Raw genomic sequence first — 15721 nt, 5'->3', positions numbered from 1 at the left:
AATCTTTAATATTTTCCCTGCCATTCAGAATAAAACTGTTTTAAATAAGACTCCATAAACGCATGCCTGCCTTCTGCTAATAGTTTACCCGTACGGGTATTCATTTGGTTTTTAAGCAACAGGAGTTTTTCATAAAAATGATTAATGGTCGGAGCTGTTGAAGCTTTATATTCAGCTCGACTCATATCGAGATTTGGTCTAATGTCCGGATTGTGTATTGCTCTGTTCTTATAGCCCCCATAGTTAAACGCCCTCGCAATACCTATGGCACCCATGGCATCCAGCCTATCCGCATCCTGTACAACTTTAAGTTCTTCCGAGACAAAAAGCGTCGTATTATCAATCGATTTATTAAATGATATGTTCTCAATTATTTTTATGACATGTTCAATAATTAAAGAATCCACATTAAGGCTGAAAAGAAATTCACGTGCTATTTTAGACCCTACCGTATCATCGCCATTGTAAAATTTACTATCAGCAATATCATGCAGTAATGCGGCCAGTTCGACCACAAAAAGATTAACCTGTTCTGTTTTTGAAATGCGTAAAGCATTGTTATAAACACGGAGTGTATGAAACCAATCATGACCGCCTTCGGCATTTGCCAATTTCAGTTTTACAAATTCCTGAGTTTTTAAAACAATGGCTGTATCTGTTTTTATTGACATCCTTATACTGAAATATTGTTTTTAATGGTGGTTTCTATTTGAGCTATTAAATCCAATGGGTTGTTCTTGAATTCCGAAACTTTCACTGGCTCATGAACCTCGAATTTAATATGTGTACCCAATCCCATAGGGAATTTCCCATAGCGAAGCATTTTCCAGGAATTGTTTATTGAAATTGGAACGACCAAGGCTGAAGGCACATGTTTAAATAAGAGTTTGAGCCCCTTAGTTTGAAATGGTTTAGGATTTCCATTTTTACTGCGTGTACCTTCCGGAAAGATAACAGCGGCCCTTTTGGTATCCTCAATGTATTGAGCAAAAGCCTTAATTGCCGGTAAAGATTGACGTGAATTTTTTCGATCTATTAAAACGGAACCGCCATGACGCAAATTGTAAGATACACTTGGGATGCCCTTTCCTAATTCCATTTTACTGATAAATTTGGTGTGGTGTTTTCGCATATACCACATAATGGGAGATATGTCGTATAGACTTTGATGATTGGCCACAATAATAAGTGGTGATTCTGTGCTTATAGTGTGTGGATTATAAAATGAAAATCGAGTACCCAACACATGTGTACACTTTAAAAGACAAAACTGTAAAATATCCACACTCAATTTATGAGTCTTATACCCAAAAACATTGAAACAAAACCATTGTATGGGATGAAATATAACCAGCGTTAAACCAAATAACAGATAATATATAGAGGTTAAGGGGTATGATAAGAGCTTTAACATGCTCCAAAAATAATAAACTAACCGTTAGTAAACAGCTACACAGGAGTTATTTTCGCAGGTTATACTTGTAGGTTGCTGAGCCAGGGCACAGTCTGATGCAATACCCCATTTTTCATTAAAAAAGTTTTCTTTCTCATTATAGGATGCTACCAAATTTTCAAGCTCCACCGTATTTATTGAAGTCGAATAGACGAGGTAAGACCAGGGGCCACCACAAGGTTTGCTGCCAAATGCAATAAACTTGCACATCGTATCATCATTGCATTCAGAGGTTCCTGCGAGAGTTTCAATTTGTAATTTTAGCTCGTTTAACTCTGCGAGTTCAGTGTCATAGTCAGGATACTCCTCCTCATCGCATTGAAAAGCTGTAAAAACAAAACAAACAAGAAGTACAACGGTAGTTATAAAGGGCCTACTCATGGATTCATTTTTTTATGAGATGCTCATTTCTAGGTTTGGTTGCGTAAAGGCATAAAAAAACCGTACCAGAACTCGATATATAATGAGATCAGCACGGTTTTATATGTTACCTAAAAATAGGTTTTTAACAATGCTCGTTGTAGGCATCCATTAAATTATCTGCGATAAGTTCAGCAGGGCGACCTTCAATATGATGACGCTCTAACATATGTACTAATTCGCCATCTTTAAAAAGAGCCATACTCGGGGAACTCGGTGGAAATGGAATCATATACTCCCTTGCCTTTGCAACCGCCTCTCGGTCTACCCCGGCGAATACAGTTACAATATGATCAGGACGTTTTGGATTTTGTAAACTTAATCTTGCTCCTGGACGGGCATTGGCCGCAGCACAGCCACATACCGAATTAACCACCACTAAGGTCGTGCCTTCTTTCGCTAAAGCGGCATCAACTTGATCAGGGGTCTGTAATTCTTCAAATCCCACCCTTGTTAAATCTTCACGCATTGGTTTTACTAATTCTGCTGGGTACATATTTTAATATTTAAATATTTAACTTTTAAGAATTGCAAATATATCAATTGTGTAACAAAAAAGGAATGCATTCAACTAACAATTACAATTCCGCCATAATAAAGTGATTTACATCTTTAAATAGCGCTATTTTATGTGTAGGTTTGACGATTAATTTAATAAAAAATTACATGAGTTTTTCAAAATGGATAGGAGCAGCCCTGGGATGGTCATTTGGTGGCCCGATTGGAGCTATTATTGGACTTGCGCTTGGCAGCATGGCAGATGCCATAGGAGCAGAAGAACGCATAGGACAACGACAATATAGGCACTATCAAGAGCATATCCCTACACAACCTGGTGATTTTGAAGTGAGTTTGCTTGTTTTAGCCTCCATAGTCATTAAAGCCGATGGCAAACAGGACCGTCGAGAATTGGATTTTGTAAGACAGCAATTTGTGAGCATGTACGGTAAAGAGCGAGCGAATCATGCCTTTCGATTGTTTAAGGAAATCGGAAAGCAAAAACATATTTCAACACGCGAAGTTTGCCAACAGATCAGACATATGATGCAGCATGCTTCAAGACTGCAGTTGGTTCATTTTTTATTTGGTATCGCTAAAGCGGATGGTGTTGTAACTCAGGAAGAGGAGCGACAGATTCATATTATGGCCGGTTATTTGGGGATAAGTGCTGCAGATTACGAAAGTATAAAGGCGATGTTCTATAAGAGCAGCGACAGTGCCTATAAAATTTTAGAAATAGATAAGAATGCTTCGAATGATGACATTAAAAAGGCCTATCGGAAAATGGCGAAAAAATACCACCCTGACAAGGTTATCCATTTAGGAGAAGAACACCGCGATGGTGCTGAGGCAAAATTTAGACAGGTTCAAGATGCTTATGAGCAATTACAGAAAGAACGCGGGTTTTAAAGCTGTGCTCATCACCCGTAAATTGTAAGCATGAACAATTAGTTTACAACAAGTTTGTAGCCAACACCGTGAATGTTTTCAAAACGAATAGTTGGATCATTTTTGAATTTTTTCCGAAGCTTTGAAACAAATGTATCTAAACTTCTATCGACATAAACGCCATGATCTTCCCAAATTTGTTTTATGATGATTTCTCTCTTGATGACTTGGTTCTGATGGTTGCTGAACAAAGACATAAGCTCACATTCTTTAGTAGAGAGCTTGATCTCTAAAGCATCTTTAATGAGTTTGTTTTCGTTTTTATAAAATTTATAAGGGCCAATTTTAGTATATGGTGAAGTCACACTTGTTAACGATACCCTTTCAAGTTTCCTTCTGTAAAGAAACCATATGGAAATAAAAAGTACAAGTAAAACAGCAATGAGTAAATAACCAAATATTGGAGCTGTGGCAGGTTTCGTCGTCGAAAACAATACTTGAATCGTATAGCATCCTTCAGGCAAGTTTCGCCCTAAACATGGGATAAGTTCCTTTTCTTTTGTGCCTGCAATTTGAAAGCTGTAAGCAACCTCTTTATCTGAACAATTTATAACCTCTACGATGTAGTTCCTTGGTCCACGAGCTGAGTTTAAACTGTGGTTTACAATTGCAACTAAACTATCCGGGTTAAGAGTCAGACTGTTTTTAAATACCATTTCATATCTGTTCTCATTAATCTGTTTAATGGGAGGAACAATACTGGTAGTATCCTTATTGGATAAAAGAATTTTATGAGCTGCATACCTCAGCGCTACTTTAACATTTTCAGGAGCGGTATCAGGCCCATTTATTTTCGTGCAACTCACAATAGAAAACAGGGTTGTCAATACCGATAATACAAATACAAAATTCGTTCTATACATTATTCATAAAAGGACAAAGAAAATGAAATACTCACGCTTTCACATCTGTTTTACAATTCTTTTACACTTTTTTTACAAGGCGGGGATTGAGTGTGCTTAATTTTAGCTAAAATAAAATATTATGACAAAACACATTTTAAGAACAGCACTGGTATTAGGTTTTATTTCTGTATTGAATGCGCAGAGCATTGTAGAGATAGACACGGAGAACAGCAGTATTCATTGGGAAGGTTCTCACCTTTTTAAATTTAACAAGCATCATGGCATCGTAAAATTCTTGTCAGGGCAAATAACAGTATCAGATGGATCAATTACGGGAGGAATCTTCAAAATAGACATGAAATCGATTTTAAACACAGACGGGAAATACAATGGTAATTTAGTGGGGCATTTAAAAAGTGCAGATTTTTTCGATGTCGCGAAATACCCGGTATCCACATTGGAGTTTGTAGATGTTGTGCATTCTGATTATAACTATTTTGAGGTTTTAGCAAACCTCACCATCAAGGGCGTTACCAACGCAATCAGGTTCAAAGGAGAGCGCAGATTCAGGAATGGGAAGGACGTAATGACCTCTAGATTTATAATCGATAGGACCTTATGGGGGGTTAACTATGAATCGAAAGGCTATTTTACAAATCTCAAGGATGATGTTATTTCCGACGCCATAGAATTTGAAGTCACCCTTCTATGGGACAGTCTTGATGAATGCTAAATCTTTTGCAGTTAAAAAAATAAAAAAACCAACTAATTAAAAGAATTAGTTGGTTTAATATATTTTATAATTTGGTTAAAGTGATTTATTTGCTCTTGTAAATTTTAGTTTCATCACCTCTATCAAAAATCATTATAATTTCATTCTTGGTATTAAGATATACAGATTTTAACTCCCAACCATCTTCTTTAGATGATTCTATTAAACATTTGCGTACATCCGGATTAAATAAGTTTAAGTCCGTGTTCAAGATCATGTCGTCTGCTTTAGCATTGAAAGAAAGTAGGAGAAGAACGGCTACTAATAAGGATTGTAATGTTTTCATAATGATTTGGGTTTTGTAATGATTTACTCTACAAGATTAAAGCATACGCTTCCCGTGTATAAATAAAATAGTTGAATTACATAATAATGCCGTTCAATAAACGATAGTTCTTTGAAGTGAAAATTTTCTCCGATGAAATGAGGTTGAAAAATTAAAATATTTTAAACAATAGGCCTTTTACCTGTCAAAAATAACCATAGTTTGATTGTGGCTCACATTGAGCTGAATTGTTCTTCCCAATATTAGCGCCCTATTATCCTTTTCATGCCCAGCGGGCATATTAAATGCAATTGGAAAAGTGAAGTCGGACAATGCGTCTAAAATAAGTTGTTCAACAGAACTGCCCCAAAGGGTTGTGTTTTTTCGCAACTTACTTATATCGCCAACAATAAGACCTTTACAATTATCAAAATAACCGGCCCTCTTCAGGCTTTGTAACATTCGGTCTATATGGTATTTGTATTCACCGATCTCTTCAATAAAAAGGATTTTACCCGACGTATCAATACTGGTTTTCGAACCTAACATGGTATGCAGCATGGTGAGGTTACCACCTACTAATTGTCCTTTTGCCGAACCTGTCCTGTTATATGTCGAACCTTCCAGGGTATAATTCAAACCGGTGCCAAAAATGGCATCTTTAAAGGTGTCAATAGTTTGTTCAATCGAGCTGAACTCCTCAGACAAACTTGTGCACATTAAGGCGTGTATGCTTTCTACACCTTCATTATGGATAGCGTTGTGAAGAGCGGTTATATCGGAATATCCAATGAGCCATTTTGGGTTTTCATTAAATTTAGCCCAATTTAATTTGTCTAAAATTCGAACAGTCCCGTAACCCCCTCTGGCACACCAAATGGCCCTTATGCCAGGATCGTCCAATGCCTTTTGTAAATCTTCACAACGTTCATCATCGGTGCCGGCAAAATGATTCGCGTCCTGAAAGACATGTTTTCCTATAACAACCTGTAGTCCCCATCCCTTCAATAATTGCTTTGCTTGTTCTATTTCGTCTGATTTGTTTTTAAGAATTCCCGAGGGCGCCACAATGGCAACTGAATCCCCGGCTTTTAGATATGGTGGTTGTATCAATTTGTGAGGTGTTATTTCCTGTGCCGTAACTATACCCTTTACAAATAAAATGAGAGTACAACACAAGGTAGTTAATAGAGCGATTTTAGACATATTGTAAATGTACATTTTTTTAGTGAAATTGACTTTAAGAGATTCTTTCCAGTGGTGTCAATAACCTGCTTTTACAACAACTCTTCTATGAATTGAAGGATACATGATGTCTTACTGTACTAAGGGAGGCTTTAAAGACATGATTCAAGAGTTATTTTTTCTAAATCCCTTTTAAAATGTTTACTTTTACGGCTTAAAAATTAATTAATTTACACACTTCTTGTGATGTCTTAGGCGGAGTCGGGTACCTGTATTATCGTCTTCACACGCTTGACTGACATACGAATACATCGAACATGAACGAACCAAAGCGTTACACCATTACCACAGCACTGCCTTACACAAATGGCCCAATACATATTGGACACCTGGCAGGCGTATATGTTCCAGCCGATATTTATGCACGTTACTTACGTTTAACCGGTCACGATGTGGCCTTAATTGGAGGTAGTGATGAGCACGGTGTCCCTATTACAATTAAAGCGAAGAATGAGGGTGTGTCACCACAGGATGTCGTTGATAAATACCACGCGATTATTAAAAAATCTTTTGAAGATTTTGGCATTTCGTATGACAATTATTCGCGAACGACGGCTCCCATACATCATAAAACGGCATCAGAATTTTTTAAGACCTTATATAACAAGGGTGAATTTATTGAAGAAACTACCGAACAGCTTTACGACGAAAAGGCCCATCAGTTTTTAGCAGATCGTTTTGTCGTTGGAACCTGTCCAAAATGTGGCAATGAGGAGAGCTATGGAGATCAGTGTGAAAACTGTGGGACTAGCCATAATGCAACCGATTTAATAAATCCAAAATCAGCTTTAACGGGAAATACACCTACTTTAAAACAAACAAAACATTGGTTTTTGCCTTTAGATAAACATGAAGCTTTTCTCAAGGATTGGATTCTTAAGGGCCATAAAAAGGACTGGAAACCCAATGTCTATGGTCAGGTAAAGTCCTGGATTGATGATGGTCTCAGACCTCGTGCAGTAACCCGGGATTTAGATTGGGGAATCCCTGTGCCTTTGGAAGGCGGCGAGGGAAAAGTCCTTTACGTTTGGTTTGATGCTCCAATCGGATACATTTCGTCGACTATAGAATGGGCTGAACGTGAGGGTAAAGATTGGGAACCGTATTGGAAAGATAAAGCTACCAAATTAGTGCACTTCATTGGAAAAGATAACATTGTATTCCATTGTATAATTTTCCCTGCAATGTTAAAGGCTGAAGGTAGTTATATTTTACCCGAGAATGTGCCGGCAAATGAATTCTTAAATTTAGAAGGCCAGAAATTATCAACATCAAAGAATTGGGCGGTATGGTTACCGGACTACCTAAAGGAATTTCCGGGTCAACAAGATGTGTTGCGTTATGTGTTAAATGCTAATGCTCCTGAAACCAAGGACAACGACTTTACATGGAAGGATTTTCAAGCGAGGAACAATAACGAACTGGTTGCCATATTCGGGAATTTTATAAACCGTGTTGTCGTATTGACCAATAAATATTATAACGGAATCGTACCTGAACCGTCAGATTTCATCCAAACGGATGAAGATACCTTGGGAAAGATGAGGGCTTATCCAGATGTCATTGCTAGTTCTATAGAACGTTACAGATTTCGGGAAGCCGGTCAGGAACTTATAAATTTGGCACGTCTGGGGAATAAATATTTGGCCGACGAAGAGCCTTGGAAAATGATAAAAGTGGATGAAGCGCGAACCAAAACTATAATGTATGTCGCCCTTCAGATTGCTGCAGCTTTAGCGACCTTATCTGAGCCTTTTTTACCATTTACTTCAGAAAAACTTAAAAAGATGTTGCATCTCAAACCCACGGCAATTGAAGGGTTTGATGGGAATGATGTGCAGAATTCATGGATTGATATTACAGTTAAGGAAGCACTTATGCCAGCGAATCATCGTATTGGGAAGGCAGAATTACTTTTCAGTAAAATAGAGGATGAAACCATACAGAAACAATTGGATAAGCTGGAGGCTAGCAGAAGAGCCAACGAAATTGCCAACAAGAAAGTAGAACCTCAAAAGGAGGAAATTGCCTTTGAGTATTTCACAAAATTAGATATTCGTATTGGCACCATATTGGAAGCTGAAAAAATGCCAAAGACAAAGAAGCTTCTTAAGTTAAAGGTAGATACCGGTATTGATGTGCGTACTATTGTTTCAGGTATTGCAGAAAGTTTTACCCCAGAGGAGGTCGTCGGAAAACAGGTAACGGTTTTAATAAACCTTGCTCCCAGAGTATTGCGTGGTGTTGAAAGTCAGGGTATGATCCTGATGACTGCATCTTCAGATGGGCAACTTGTATTTGTTAATCCGGACAATAAGGCCCAGGCTACAAATGGGTTGACCGTAAGTTAACATCTGTATAAAAGGGATATTCCAATTAAGGTTACTTATGCATGTTTTTTATCTGGTCTTTGAACGTGTCTAGATCAACCTTGTTATTTACCAATGTCAAAGCCTTATCCACAATATATTTGGCATTTACGGCATGAAACCCCAACCCGACTGCAATTTTTCTCAGCAATACTTCTTCATGAGGCTCTCGAATATGGTCTGCATAGACCATACGCGACAAATCATATAATCGCTCTAAACGCTGATCGTAAGATACAGGAGGATTGATAGGATGACTCTTGAAATCTTTTAAAATCGCTTTATACTCGGATTCACTGATGTCTAAATTAATAGCTAAGCGATCTAAAAATGCCTTTTCTTCATCGCTGATAACACCATCGTCCATGGCCACCCTAACAATGGCTGCAAAATGATCTTGATTGCGCTTCTTAAAACCACTGTCAAATAAATCTGAAATAGACATGCCTTTTTTTCTTAATTAGTGCTGCAAACGTACATATTTTTTTTAATAAACTAAACCCTATTACTAAATTTTTAGTGAAGGTTTCGCATCATTAAAAACACATAAAATAGCAATATTAAAGGTCGATAAAATTTTAAAGAATTAAAAGTATTTTGAAGCTAAAAATTAATTGTATTTCTCTTGAAATAAGTACGCGGTCTTGCTTTAAAAACGCTAAATAATTGCGTAACTTTGTGTAAAATCAGTATTATGTTATCAAAATCAATAGAAAAGGCCTTAAATGACCAAATAAGAATAGAGGCAGAATCTTCACAAATTTATTTAGCAATGGCCTGTTGGGCAGAAGTTAAGGGCTTGGAAGGTGTTGCCGGTTTTATGTTCGATCAATCCAGTGAAGAACGCGACCACATGCTCAAATTAATAAAATTTGTAAATGAGCGCGGGGGACACGCCCAGATCTCTGAATTGAAGGCGCCGAACGTGACTTTTGAATCCTTCAAAGAAATGTTTGAAATGCTTTTTAAGCACGAAGTATTTGTATCAGAAAGCATTAATAAGCTGGTCGACATTACGTTAACAGAAAAGGATTACGCTACTCATAATTTCTTGCAGTGGTACGTGTCTGAACAAATTGAAGAAGAAGCCATGGCTAGAACCATATTGGATAAAATTAATCTTATTGGAAACGATAAGGGTGGCTTGTACTTATTCGATAGGGATATTGTAAACCTGACGGTCAGTTCGGCTTCCATGGAAGATCCTGAGTAATTTTAACACTTAATTTTATTTAGATTCAATAAAAATAACATATTTTTGTCTAGTATAATTAAACCTATTCTCAGGTTTGGGCAAAAAGAAGCGAAAAAAGAAAATTAAAAAGTTACAGAAGTTGGGCGTGTTGACTTCCGATAATGTAAAATCCAGTTGTTGTAAGAAATACAAGAAATGCGATTCAAAACGATGTAAAAAATGCCCTTGTTTCGACTTACTGAAAAAAGTGGCTTAACCATCACTTCCGCTCTTCAATTGGCTTTTTAGGACACAAATCAATGCCTTCTGTCAAGACGCTTAAAATAGCCTCACCTTCTTCATTGAAATGCGCAGAGTTAACGAAGACACTGACCATGTTTCTTTCAGTTAAAGAATTGCTTCTAATTAGTGCTTTGCAATGCGTTCTAATATCTTATCTTTGCATTTCAAAATAACTTTTTGTGAGTATATCCCCTATCTCTCAAACCTTTTTACAGGCTTTGCAAACGCAAAATCTGCAGAATACTATTGCCAAAACCAGACAAAATGTACATGTTAAGGGCCTTGTGGGCTCTTCGGTTTCCTTCGTAATATCTACTGTGTTTAAAGCTGCAGATAAACCGTTCCTTATTGTCCTTAACGATAAGGAGGAAGCAGCTCACTACCTCAATGATTTGGAACAGTTGCTGAATCAAAAAGATGTCCTTTTTTATCCCGGAAGCTACCGAAGACCCTATGAAATTGAAGCGACCGATAATGCCAATGTGTTGTTACGTGCCGAGGTTTTAAACCGTATTAATTCCCAGAAGAAGCCGGCTGTAATTGTAACGTATCCGGACGCGCTTTTTGAAAAGGTAGTGACTAGAAGGGAATTAGAACGGCACACCCAAAGCATCAGGATTGGAGATGAGCTTTCGATCGATTTTTTGAATGAAGTTCTATTTGAATACCAATTTAAACGGGTTGATTTTGTAACAGAACCCGGGGAGTTCTCGGTGAGAGGAGGTATCGTGGATGTGTTCTCCTTTTCTCATGATGAACCCTACCGCATCGAATTTTTTGGAGATGAAATAGACAGTATTAGGACATTTGATGTAGAAACACAACTTTCCCTGAATCAAATAAAAAAAATTAACATCATTCCTAATGTTGCTAATAAATTCTTAGAAGAAAAACGACAAAGTTTTTTAAAATACATCGCTCAAAAAACAGTGATTGCTGTAAAAAACGTCGATTTATTATTAGGTAGAATAGATGATTTTTATTTGAAGGCCGAACAGGCCTTTAAGGACCTTTCCTCAGAATTAAAACATGCTGAGCCCGATGAACTGTTTTGTGATTCCAAACTATTGAAACAACAATTGTCTGAGTTTTCGATCATTGAATTCGGCACCCAGGCTACTTTATGTCAATCCATATCCAATTCAGATGCCAGCAATGGAGAAACCTATCGAACAATTCAGTTTAACACCGTACCCCAACCATCCTTTAACAAACAATTCGATCTGCTCATTGAAGATTTAAATGCCAACTTCAATAAAGGATATACCAATTACATTACCTGTATCAGTGAACAGCAGGCCAAGAGATTTCATGATATTTTTGATGACGCTCACCTGGAGGTTAAACAGTATAGGACCGTTATACTGGCATTGCATCAGGGGTTTATAGATCACGACAACAAGATAGCGTGTTATACAGATCATCAGATCTTCGAAAGGTATCATAAATTTCATATTAAAAATGGATATGCTAAAAAGCAGGCCATTACTTTAAAGGAGTTAACGAATTTAAATATAGGGGACTACGTAACCCATATCGATCACGGTATAGGACGATTTGGCGGGCTTCAAAAGATTGATGTTGAAGGGAAAAAGCAAGAGGCAATAAAATTGGTTTATGGCGAGCGCGATATTCTGTATTTAAGTATCCATTCCCTCCATAAAATCACGAAATTTAATGGTAAGGACGGGAAACCACCTAAGATTTACAAGCTCGGCAGTAATGCCTGGAAGACCTTAAAACAAAAAACGAAAGCAAAGGTCAAGGACATTGCTTTTAACCTAATAAAATTATATGCCAAACGCAAAACCCAAAAAGGGTATCGCTACCACCCGGATAGTTACATGCAACATGAGTTGGAGGCCTCATTCATTTACGAGGATACACCAGACCAAAGCACAGCGACTGCCGATATAAAAGCAGATATGGAAAGCGAACGCCCAATGGATAGGCTCGTTTGCGGCGATGTGGGTTTTGGAAAAACAGAGGTTGCCATTCGGGCAGCCTTTAAAGCGGTTGATAATGGTAAACAGGTTGCAATCCTGGTGCCTACTACCATTTTAGCATATCAGCACTTCAGGACCTTTTCGGATCGCCTTAAGGATTTTCCGGTATCTGTTGATTATCTCAACAGGTTTAGAACGACAAAAGAAAAACGCACAACCCTTAAGGGATTGGAAAGCGGTGGTGTCGATATTATTATAGGAACACATCAATTGGTGAACAGCTATGTCAAATTTAAAGACCTGGGGCTATTAATTGTAGATGAAGAGCAAAAATTCGGTGTAGCTGTAAAGGAGAAGCTGAAAACCTTAAAGGAAAATGTAGATGTGCTCACACTAACAGCAACGCCTATTCCGAGAACACTTCAGTTTAGTTTAATGGCGGCTCGCGATCTTTCGGTTATCACTACCCCACCACCAAATCGATATCCCATCGAAAGCCATGTTATCCGATTTAATGAAGACATCATTCGGGATGCGATAAGCTATGAGATTCAGCGTGGCGGACAAATATTTTTTATTCATAACAGAATTGAGAATATTAAGGAGGTTGCTGGATTAATTCAACGACTGGTGCCGGATGCCAAAATTGGCATTGGACACGGTCGAATGGAAGGAAAAAAATTAGAACAACTCATGTTGGCCTTTATGGACGGTGCTTTTGATGTGTTGGTGAGTACGACCATTGTAGAAAGTGGCTTGGATGTGCCTAATGCTAATACCATTTTTATTAATAATGCCAATAACTTTGGGTTGAGTGATTTACATCAGATGCGGGGGCGTGTAGGACGCAGTAATAAGAAGGCGTTCTGTTATTTTATTACTCCTGAGTATTCTGCCATGACCGATGATGCCAGAAAGCGTATAACAGCCTTAGAACAATTTACGGAACTGGGCAGTGGTTTTAACATTGCCATGAAGGATTTGGAAATAAGAGGGGCCGGTGATCTTTTGGGAGGAGAACAAAGCGGATTTATAAATGAAATAGGTTTCGACACCTATCAGAAAATATTGAATGAAGCTATAGAAGAACTTAAAGAAAATGAATTTAAGGCGCTTTATGAGGATACCAAGGAAGGGACTACTTATGTGAAGGATGTCACCATCGATTCTGACTTTGAGTTGCTTTTCCCAGACAGTTATATCAATAATATTACAGAAAGATTAAATTTATATACGGAATTGAATTCGATTAAGGGTCAAGAGGCATTGCGTCATTTTGAAGGGGCTTTGGTGGATCGATTTGGTGCATTACCACAACAGGTAGTCGATTTACTTGACAGTGTTCAGATTAAATGGCTGGCTACCAAAATTGGTTTTGAAAAGGTAGTCATGAAAAAGGGGAAACTTATCGGATATTTTTTAAACGATCAGCAAAGTAGTTTTTACCAAAGTGATACCTTTACCAAAGTGTTACAGTTTGTTCAGGGGCATCCTGATTTATGCAAAATAAAAGAAAAACAAACCAGAAATGGATTGCGTTTAATCCTGACTTTTGATCAGATAAAATCAGTACGACAGGCACTGAAGGTTTTACAGTCCATACTGGCGTAATTCTTGTGCCACCTAAGTTAAATACCATATAGAATTGAAACATTTTATTGCCATAGTCCTATTATTACCTCACTTGATTTTGGGGCAATATTCCATCACGGGACGTTTTTCACCTCCCGAGGATTATAAGGTCGTTCTGCTATACAAATCGAATCCTACCGTTTCGAAGTACATAAATAGTGCTGAGATACACAGCGATGGCAGTTTTAAGTTTGAGTTGGATTCTACGGTTACCAGGGGCATTTATAAAATTGTTTATGCGGTCCCACAGGAGGATTACAATTTTGATGTAATCTATAGTGGTAAGGAAGACATAGAACTTACATTTAACCCGGAAACCGGGGTGTCATTCCTAAAATCTTTCGAGAATAAGTTGCTCTCGTCCTATGCCAACAGTATGTCCAGGATTACCCAAAGTATTGGGGAATACTACAGAAAAGGAAGTAAAGATACAACGGCTTTAAGAGCCATTTTTAAGATACAGCGTGAAACACAGGATAGTTTTGAAAAGGCCGCAAAAGGCACCATAGCCCTTGATCTTATAAAGGCGAATAAGCCATATATCCCGAAAACATATGTGGACCTAAAGGCCTATTTGAATCTGCTCAAGACCCATTATTTTGATGCTATTGATTTTAGCAATAAAACGCTTCAAAGTTCGAGTCTTATGGAGGCAAAAATGCTTAATTATGTCTTCGGAATGACTGCATCTACCGAGGATGAAACCAAAGCATATATAGAAAATACCGATACTTTATGGCAAGCTATGGCATCAGCATCTTTGGAAGTCAAGCGTATTTTGTTGGTCGATTTATGGCAGCAAATGGTAGATTTAAATAAGGAGGACGTGGCTAACTATATTGGGGAATCCTATTTAATGGATATTGCAGTGTCCTTGAATGATCAGCGCCTGCTTAATGGATTAATTGTTTTCAAGGATACTTCCCTGGGGAATGAGGCACCGGACTTTTTGTTTAATGTAACCAAGGAGGGTAAAACAGGCAATCGAAATTTAAGTGAATTGAAAGGGTACAAAAATTATATCATTGTGTTTTGGAATTCAAATTGTTCCCATTGCCTGGATGAAATCCCAAAATTACATGACTTTTACAAGACGTTTCAAAAGGATTCGGTTAAAATTATTGCAATAGCACTGGAAGATGATAATTCGCGTTGGGAGGATCTCATATTAGATTATCCAGAGTTTATAAATATTTATGGTAAAGGAAAATGGGAGAACACGATTGCGAAGCGATATGGTGTTCGGTCAACTCCAACCTATTATGTTTTAGATAAGGACAAGCGTATTGTATCCAAACCGGAACATTTTGAAGCCCTGGAAGAATGGTTTAGTTCAGATTGAATTTAAATTTTAGTACAGGGTTGATCCTGCCTTGGCTTCCTTTCTCAGAATCAGGCTACAGGCTGTGCGGCCGTGTTGATAAAAAAGGGTAGTGTTAGAAATGGTAAAAGGCATTTTCCAAATGTTCAGCTTCAAATGAGGTGCCTGTTTTAACGATAGCAATGATATCAAATCGAACTTCGACATCTAATTGATTCACATTAATATAGGCGTCAACTGCTTTTACCAGGTTCTTAATTTGCTTTCGTTTCACAAAATCTTGCGGATTCCCAAAATCTAGGGAGGAACGGGTCTTTACTTCCACAATCGCAAGCGTCTTGCTCTGTTGTGCAATAATATCTACTTCTGCTTTATCATAGCGATAATTGCGTTCTAAAATTTGATATCCCTTTTTTAAGAGCAAATCAACTGCCAGCTGTTCACCTTCAATGCCTAGGTCGTAATGTTGGGCCATATATAATTAGTTATGATTTGAAACATGGGTTAAAGAAGGACCGAAACACTTA

The 15721-nt window shown here is 37.8% G+C and carries 15 protein-coding genes; 6 read left to right on the top strand and 9 right to left on the bottom strand.

Going from position 1 to position 15721, the window contains the following annotated elements; translation table 11 throughout:
• Positions 1-5: 5 nt before the first annotated feature.
• The 4 genes from MR041_RS04035 to MR041_RS04020 all read right to left on the bottom strand — a co-directional run bounded on the left by MR041_RS04035 (position 6) and on the right by MR041_RS04020 (position 2369).
• Complete coding sequence (locus tag MR041_RS04035) at positions 6-671, bottom strand: HD domain-containing protein (RefSeq protein WP_242092303.1); 666 nt, start codon at positions 669-671, stop codon at positions 6-8.
• A gap of 2 nt (positions 672-673) precedes the next feature.
• Entirely contained in the window at positions 674-1414 is a 741-nt protein-coding gene (locus MR041_RS04030) for a lysophospholipid acyltransferase family protein (protein ID WP_242092302.1), read from the bottom strand.
• A 24-nt stretch (positions 1415-1438) separates the two neighbouring features.
• On the bottom strand, positions 1439-1834 hold the full coding sequence (locus tag MR041_RS04025) for a hypothetical protein (RefSeq protein ID WP_242092301.1): 396 nt from the start codon (positions 1832-1834) through the stop codon (positions 1439-1441).
• A 124-nt stretch (positions 1835-1958) separates the two neighbouring features.
• Complete coding sequence (locus tag MR041_RS04020; RefSeq protein ID WP_242092300.1) at positions 1959-2369, bottom strand: BrxA/BrxB family bacilliredoxin; 411 nt, start codon at positions 2367-2369, stop codon at positions 1959-1961.
• Positions 2370-2539: 170 nt separating this feature from the next.
• Here MR041_RS04020 and MR041_RS04015 point away from each other — a divergent pair, with 170 nt between their 5' ends.
• Entirely contained in the window at positions 2540-3283 is a 744-nt protein-coding gene (locus MR041_RS04015; protein ID WP_242092299.1) for a TerB family tellurite resistance protein, read from the top strand.
• A gap of 38 nt (positions 3284-3321) precedes the next feature.
• Here MR041_RS04015 and MR041_RS04010 read toward each other — a convergent pair whose 3' ends face one another.
• On the bottom strand, positions 3322-4185 hold the full coding sequence (locus MR041_RS04010) for a helix-turn-helix domain-containing protein (RefSeq protein WP_242092298.1): 864 nt from the start codon (positions 4183-4185) through the stop codon (positions 3322-3324).
• 121 nt (positions 4186-4306) lie between these two features.
• Here MR041_RS04010 and MR041_RS04005 point away from each other — a divergent pair, with 121 nt between their 5' ends.
• Positions 4307-4900 carry a YceI family protein gene (locus MR041_RS04005; protein WP_242092297.1) on the top strand — a complete coding sequence of 198 codons (594 nt, stop codon included), beginning with the start codon at positions 4307-4309 and terminating at the stop codon, positions 4898-4900.
• Positions 4901-4985: 85 nt separating this feature from the next.
• On the opposite strand, the gene MR041_RS04000 is transcribed toward MR041_RS04005, so the two are convergent.
• Entirely contained in the window at positions 4986-5225 is a 240-nt protein-coding gene (locus MR041_RS04000; RefSeq protein ID WP_242092296.1) for a hypothetical protein, read from the bottom strand.
• Positions 5226-5402: 177 nt separating this feature from the next.
• On the bottom strand, positions 5403-6425 hold the full coding sequence (locus MR041_RS03995) for a S66 peptidase family protein (RefSeq protein ID WP_242092295.1): 1023 nt from the start codon (positions 6423-6425) through the stop codon (positions 5403-5405).
• Between the two features lie 281 nt (positions 6426-6706).
• Here MR041_RS03995 and metG point away from each other — a divergent pair, with 281 nt between their 5' ends.
• Positions 6707-8800: a methionine--tRNA ligase gene (gene metG, locus MR041_RS03990; protein ID WP_242092294.1), complete on the top strand. Its 2094-nt coding sequence runs from the start codon at positions 6707-6709 to the stop codon at positions 8798-8800.
• Positions 8801-8831: 31 nt separating this feature from the next.
• On the opposite strand, the gene MR041_RS03985 is transcribed toward metG, so the two are convergent.
• The gene (locus MR041_RS03985; RefSeq protein ID WP_242092293.1) at positions 8832-9263 is read right to left on the bottom strand and encodes a TerB family tellurite resistance protein; all 432 of its coding nucleotides are present in this window, start codon (positions 9261-9263) and stop codon (positions 8832-8834) included.
• A gap of 249 nt (positions 9264-9512) precedes the next feature.
• Here MR041_RS03985 and MR041_RS03980 point away from each other — a divergent pair, with 249 nt between their 5' ends.
• The 3 genes from MR041_RS03980 to MR041_RS03970 all read left to right on the top strand — a co-directional run bounded on the left by MR041_RS03980 (position 9513) and on the right by MR041_RS03970 (position 15215).
• On the top strand, positions 9513-10031 hold the full coding sequence (locus MR041_RS03980) for a ferritin (protein ID WP_242092292.1): 519 nt from the start codon (positions 9513-9515) through the stop codon (positions 10029-10031).
• A 443-nt stretch (positions 10032-10474) separates the two neighbouring features.
• Positions 10475-13852: a transcription-repair coupling factor gene (gene mfd, locus MR041_RS03975; protein WP_242092291.1), complete on the top strand. Its 3378-nt coding sequence runs from the start codon at positions 10475-10477 to the stop codon at positions 13850-13852.
• A gap of 34 nt (positions 13853-13886) precedes the next feature.
• Positions 13887-15215, top strand: coding sequence for a TlpA family protein disulfide reductase (locus tag MR041_RS03970; RefSeq protein WP_242092290.1), 1329 nt, complete (start codon positions 13887-13889; stop codon positions 15213-15215).
• Positions 15216-15309: 94 nt separating this feature from the next.
• On the opposite strand, the gene MR041_RS03965 is transcribed toward MR041_RS03970, so the two are convergent.
• The gene (locus MR041_RS03965) at positions 15310-15669 is read right to left on the bottom strand and encodes a YraN family protein (protein ID WP_242092289.1); all 360 of its coding nucleotides are present in this window, start codon (positions 15667-15669) and stop codon (positions 15310-15312) included.
• Positions 15670-15721 lie beyond the last annotated feature (52 nt).

The organism is Aestuariivivens sediminicola, assembly GCF_022662015.1.
GTDB lineage: Bacteria > Bacteroidota > Bacteroidia > Flavobacteriales > Flavobacteriaceae > Aestuariivivens > Aestuariivivens sediminicola.
Note: the sequence above shows the minus strand (reverse complement) of the source record. Positions and strands in the feature narration are given on the sequence as shown.